At 37.1% G+C, this 5,269-nt stretch carries 8 protein-coding genes and 1 pseudogene; all 9 read left to right on the top strand.

Annotated elements, in window-relative coordinates; all coding sequences use genetic code 11:
- Positions 1-216, top strand: a pseudogene (locus ACLFMM_RS09120) (proteasome subunit alpha); the annotation flags it as partial.
- A gap of 38 nt (positions 217-254) precedes the next feature.
- The gene (locus tag ACLFMM_RS09115; protein WP_410808424.1) at positions 255-947 is read left to right on the top strand and encodes a ribosome assembly factor SBDS; all 693 of its coding nucleotides are present in this window, start codon (positions 255-257) and stop codon (positions 945-947) included.
- 13 nt (positions 948-960) lie between these two features.
- Entirely contained in the window at positions 961-1,776 is an 816-nt protein-coding gene (rrp4, locus tag ACLFMM_RS09110; RefSeq protein ID WP_410808423.1) for an exosome complex RNA-binding protein Rrp4, read from the top strand.
- 118 nt (positions 1,777-1,894) lie between these two features.
- Positions 1,895-2,881: an exosome complex exonuclease Rrp41 gene (gene rrp41 / locus ACLFMM_RS09105; RefSeq protein ID WP_410808422.1), complete on the top strand. Its 987-nt coding sequence runs from the start codon at positions 1,895-1,897 to the stop codon at positions 2,879-2,881.
- Positions 2,871-3,653, top strand: a complete 783-nt coding sequence (gene rrp42 / locus ACLFMM_RS09100; RefSeq protein ID WP_410808421.1) for an exosome complex protein Rrp42 — start codon at positions 2,871-2,873, stop codon at positions 3,651-3,653. The genes rrp41 and rrp42 overlap by 11 nt, the downstream gene beginning before the upstream one ends.
- Positions 3,654-3,706: 53 nt before the next feature.
- On the top strand, positions 3,707-3,997 hold the full coding sequence (locus ACLFMM_RS09095; protein WP_410808420.1) for a 50S ribosomal protein L37ae: 291 nt from the start codon (positions 3,707-3,709) through the stop codon (positions 3,995-3,997).
- 5 nt (positions 3,998-4,002) lie between these two features.
- Positions 4,003-4,140, top strand: coding sequence for a DNA-directed RNA polymerase subunit P (locus ACLFMM_RS09090; protein WP_410808419.1), 138 nt, complete (start codon positions 4,003-4,005; stop codon positions 4,138-4,140).
- Positions 4,141-4,316: 176 nt separating this feature from the next.
- The gene (locus ACLFMM_RS09085) at positions 4,317-4,814 is read left to right on the top strand and encodes an rRNA maturation protein (protein WP_410808418.1); all 498 of its coding nucleotides are present in this window, start codon (positions 4,317-4,319) and stop codon (positions 4,812-4,814) included.
- Positions 4,798-5,052, top strand: coding sequence for a KEOPS complex subunit Pcc1 (locus tag ACLFMM_RS09080; RefSeq protein WP_410808417.1), 255 nt, complete (start codon positions 4,798-4,800; stop codon positions 5,050-5,052). Before ACLFMM_RS09085 ends, ACLFMM_RS09080 begins: the two co-directional genes overlap by 17 nt.
- The last annotated feature ends 217 nt before the right edge of the window (positions 5,053-5,269 follow it).

Here is a 5,269-nt window from a genome sequence, read left to right as displayed (position 1 = left end):
GATGATATGGATATCGATGCTGCAATTATGCTCGGTATGGATGCACTCTATAATGTTACTGAAGGCAAGATAAATGCTTCAACACTTGAAGTAGGTGTGATTACTGCTGATACAAAAAAATTTAAAAAGTTTTCCTATGAAGAAGTAGAAAACTATGTAAATAAAGAGTTGGAAAAACATAAAGGAGAAAGTCCAAAGGGTTCTGAAGAAGAATGATTCTTGGAATGCTTAATTAAAATCAAAGGAGTTAAAACATGATATCTCTCGATGATTCTGTAGTTGCAAGGTATAAAAAAGGCGGTAAACAATTTGAAGTATTTGTAGACCCTGATGGAGCACTTGATCTTAAAAGAGGAGAGGATATCAATATAGAAAACATTATTGCAGTGGAATCAGTTTTTGAAGATGCCAATAAAGGTAACCTAGCGTCTGAATCCGATATACAGGAAATATTCGGGACAGATGATGTCTATGGAATAATCTACGACATTATAAAACACGGCGATATCCAGCTGACAAAAGAACAAAGAAAAAGGATGCTGGATGAAAAACGTAAACAGATTGTAAATGTCATCGCCCAGAATGCTATTAATCCTCAAACAAAAACACCGCATCCACCAAGTCGAATTGAAAGTGCAATGAGTGAGGCAAAAGTTCATATTGATTTGTTAAAAAGTGTAGATGAACAGGTAAATTCAGTGTTAAAAGCAATCAGACCCATTATACCAATTCGATTTGAAGAAGTGGAAGTAGCTGTTAAAATACCTTCCAGTTATGCAGCCAAATCCTATGGAGAAATAACAAGGTTTGGTACACTAGAAAAAGAAGAATGGCAAAACGATGGTTCCTGGGTGGCAGTTGTGAAAATACCGGCAGGAATGCAGAATGACTTTTATAGTCTTGTTAATCGTCTGACAAAAGGTGAAGCTGAAACTAAACTTTTGTAAGAGGCTACACATCATGGATCAAAAAATAGTACTCCCAGGTCAATTATTATCAGAAAATGCTGGAGATTCTGGGACGGGAACCTATGTGAAAGACGGTAAAGTCTATTCACTGTTATATGGTGTAATGGATAATAAAAAAAAAGTGACAGTAGTACCGTTTTCTGGTAAATATATTCCTGTACCCAGAGACCAGGTCATTGGAACTGTTATAGAAGTAACTCCTTCTAACTGGGTTTTTGATATCAATTCACCATATGCAGGACTGATGCATATATCAGAATACCCGGGTCGTATCGATTCATCCAGAATGACAGATTTTCTTGATGTTGGAGATTCAGCAATACTCCAGATAAAAGATGTAAGTATGTCCATGAAAGTAGAACTTACCATAACTGGACGTAATCTAAAAACCCTTAAAGAAGGGCGCATCATTGAAATCAAATCAACGAGGGTGCCTTATATAATTGGAAAGGGTGGTTATGTAATATCGACACTCAAGAAAAAGTTTAATTGTGATATTTTTGTAGGTCAAAACGGCAGAATCTGGGTCAATGGCAGAGATGAAGATATGGATTATCTGGAAAAAGCTATTAGATTGATAGTACAAAAATCCTATTATAACGATGTAAATAGCAAAGGAAACAATATTACCCAACTTTTTGAAACAGATTCCAACGAAGAGCATGGACCCGACAAATCAAAACAATCCAATGATGCATCGTCCGATGTTGAACAAAAACCACCTTCTAAAAAAACATCCAGAAACCATGAGACCCTAGATGATACTTATCGTAAAATCGATGCGTTACTGGACCCATCACATGATTAATATAATTTGTTTTTAACCTTCTTTTTGTAAATCAATATATGTTTAAAAACTGGAAGAAATACGATGGGTGTGAAGGAGAAAAATGAAAAATGAATGAGTAATCTGGAGATTATAAATTATGAACAATGAACCAAAAAAGTTTATTGATGAAAATGGTTTACGTGTTGATGGCAGAAATGCCGATGAAATCAGACCAATGAAAGTTGAAATCGGAGTTTTGTCCAGAGCAGATGGCTCATGTTACCTTGAATGGGGAAACAACAAAGTAATTTCTGCAGTTTATGGGCCAAGAGAACTACATCCCAGACGTATGCAGCGTCCAGATGCAGCAGTTATCCGGTACAAATACAATATGGCTTCTTTTTCTGTAGAAGATAGACAGCGTCCAGGCCCAAGCAGGCGCAGCAGTGAAATTTCCAAGGTCAGCAGTGAGGCGTTTGAACCTGTAATTATGACACAATTTTATCCCAATACTGTCATCGATGTTTTTTCTGAAATATTGGAGGCTGATGCAGGTACAAGAACTGCGGCTATAAATGCAGCAACATTGGCACTCATAGATGCTGGAATTCCTTTAAAGAGTCTGGTTTCAGCTTGTGCAGTTGGTAAAGTCGATGGTCAGCTGGTTTTGGATTTGAATAAAAAAGAGGATAATGAAGGAGAAGCTGACCTTCCAGTTGCAATGACCCAGGACGGAGAAATCACCCTAATTCAGATGGATGGACATTTGACAGAGGATGAAATTAAACAGGCAATGGAACTTGTTAAAAAGGGATGTCAGCAAATCCTACAAATCCAGAGAGATACACTTCTTAAAAAATTCGGTCAATATGAAGAAGCTGAATCAGAGGTACAATCAGTTCCGATAATATCTGAATCTGAACATAAGGCTGAACCTGGTGAAGTTGTGTCTGAAGATATTTTCTCAGATGAATCTTCTGAAAATCAGGTGGAAGACGTTGAGGAACAGGAACCTGATACCTCAGAGATTCTGGATGAAGACACTGATCAATCTGAAGATGATGATGTTGATTCGGATGAGATGGGTTTTTTCGTGGAAATTGTAAACGATAATGATACAGAAGGTGAATCAGATGACCAGTGAAGTGATGTCAAAACTTAAAAAGGATTACGTTTATCATCTGATGCTCAAAAAACAAAGGGAAGATTCCCGTGCATTCGACAAAATACGTGACATCAGTATCGAAACCGATATAATAGGTAATGCAGAAGGCTCTGCAAAAGTATACTGGGGAAATACCCAGCTAGTAGTCGGAGTCAAACTTCAGGTGGGGGAGCCATTCCCTGATACACCTGATAAAGGAATAATTATTACCAGTCTGGAACTGAATCCAATCGCGTCACCGGATTTTGAAGCAGGTCCGCCAAAGGAGGATGCTATTGAAATAGCACGTGTAGTTGACCGCGGAATCCGCGAATCAGGCGCAATCGATTTAAATAAGCTGTGTATTACGGAAGGTGAAGAAGTCTGGACAGTCTTTATTGATATTGACGTTCTTAATGATGATGGTAATATAATGGATGCGTCATCCATTGGCGCAATTGCTGCACTTATGACCACAAAGGTTCCTGCTGAACGTGAAGAGTATGGTGAGGATATGATGATGCCTGTGCGTGATATACCAGTAGGTATTTCCCTGGTTAACATCAGTGGGGAATTGATGGTTGACCCAACATATAATGAAGAATCCGTATGTGATACCAAGATTACAATTGTATCCAATCAGAATGGCTCAATTTCAGCCATGCAAAAAAGTGGTCCTGGAAGTTTTACAGAAGAACAGGTATTACAGGCAGTTAATGTAGCACGAACAAAAGCGTTTGAAATCAGAGAAAAATATTTATCCAATATATAATCGTTTAATCAACATTATATACAGGATATTTTTATAGGTACAAGGTTGATAATATGGCAAAAGGATATAAAACAAAAGGAAGAGTTACCAAATCAGCAGGAAGGTTTGGTACAAGATACGGAAGAAAGGACCGTAAATTAATTGCAAATATTGAAGAACAGATGCTGAAAAAGCACAAATGCTCAAATTGTGCACGTGTTTCAGTAAAAAGAACAGGAACTGGAATCTGGCAGTGTACCAAATGCGGTCATACATTTGCAGGTGGAACCTACAGTCCTCAAACCAGTGTAGGCAAAACCGTGCCAAGAGCTATAAAGAAAGCCATAGAAGAAGAGGTTGAATAAATTCCATGGGATACAAATGCACACGGTGTAAAAAGGTAGTTGAAATCGATTATCATTATACCGGTATCCGTTGTCCCTACTGCGGGCATCGTATACTTGTAAAAGAGCGCCCAACTACCATAAAACATGTCAAAGCGGAGTAAATACGCTTCCTTTGATTCTTCTTTCTAATTTGAACTATCTGTAAGTTGGATAGTTTACCTCTTATCCAGATGTTAATAGAACAATGAAAACAGATGTATATTTGGTATTATTTTCATTTGCTTTTGTTTTGTACCGGAAAATTAAATTAACAAGACCATGACTATCCTTAATTCATATGCTACTGACCACATCTCGCAAACCGTCAACTAGGTCCCGGACACTGTGTAAACATTTGGGACGTTATCTAAATTGTGATTATGTAAACCGCGGGAAAATGTCGTTTGAGGAAATTTTTGATTTCCATCCTGATGTACCTGTTTTACTGATTGGAGAATACCACGGAAATCCCGGAAGTTTTGAAATTTTTGATTCATCTGGGAATTACCTTCTGTCAATTTATATGGATGTCGCATATTCAGGGGATATTAAATCTTTAAATAGGAAAAAAGGAGCCCCGGTTGTCATGGGAAGGGGTAATATTGCTGAAACTATTGCAAAAACATTATCATTTGAACATGCAGAGCAAAACTCTGATGAATCATGCGGTTTAAGGTGTATAGTAATTGGTAAGGATACAATAGATTTAATGGATTCTGGAAAATTACTTTTCAGTTTCCGGATAAAAAGCTACAAAATTTTTGGTAAGGGCGGTCGGTGTGAAGGTTACAGCTGAATTAATATTTGAGACCAGTGACGCGGAGTCAATTTACTGGTCTATATTACCAGAAGTAAAGACCACTGATTTTGAAAGGTCTGTTGTTGATATTTCAATTAATGAATCGGATATGGCATTAAACATCACAGCAAGTGATCTGGTTTCCATGAGGTCTGCTTTAAATGCATGGCTTCGTTTGGTTCAGATAGCGTATGAAACAAGGCAGGTCACACAACCTTTTCTTATAAAAGAGTAAATTTATAAATGAAGCGTAAAACCCTGATGTCTTTAGAGTTTTTCCGACAATAATTAGTTAAACAATAATACGTACCATATTATTTTGCAGAATTTTTTGTTATTCTACAATACAATGATTGATTTTCAATCAATCATTTGTATTATCCAGAATTCATCCATATTTTCCTTAGATTAACAGCAGCACAAACCAGATTAAATTCAGTTTTTACTGAATT

Source organism: Methanohalobium sp. (genome assembly GCF_046546175.1).
Taxonomy (GTDB): domain Archaea; phylum Halobacteriota; class Methanosarcinia; order Methanosarcinales; family Methanosarcinaceae; genus Methanohalobium.
The sequence above is the reverse complement of the archived record's forward strand: the minus strand, read 5'-3'. Positions and strand labels throughout refer to the sequence as shown.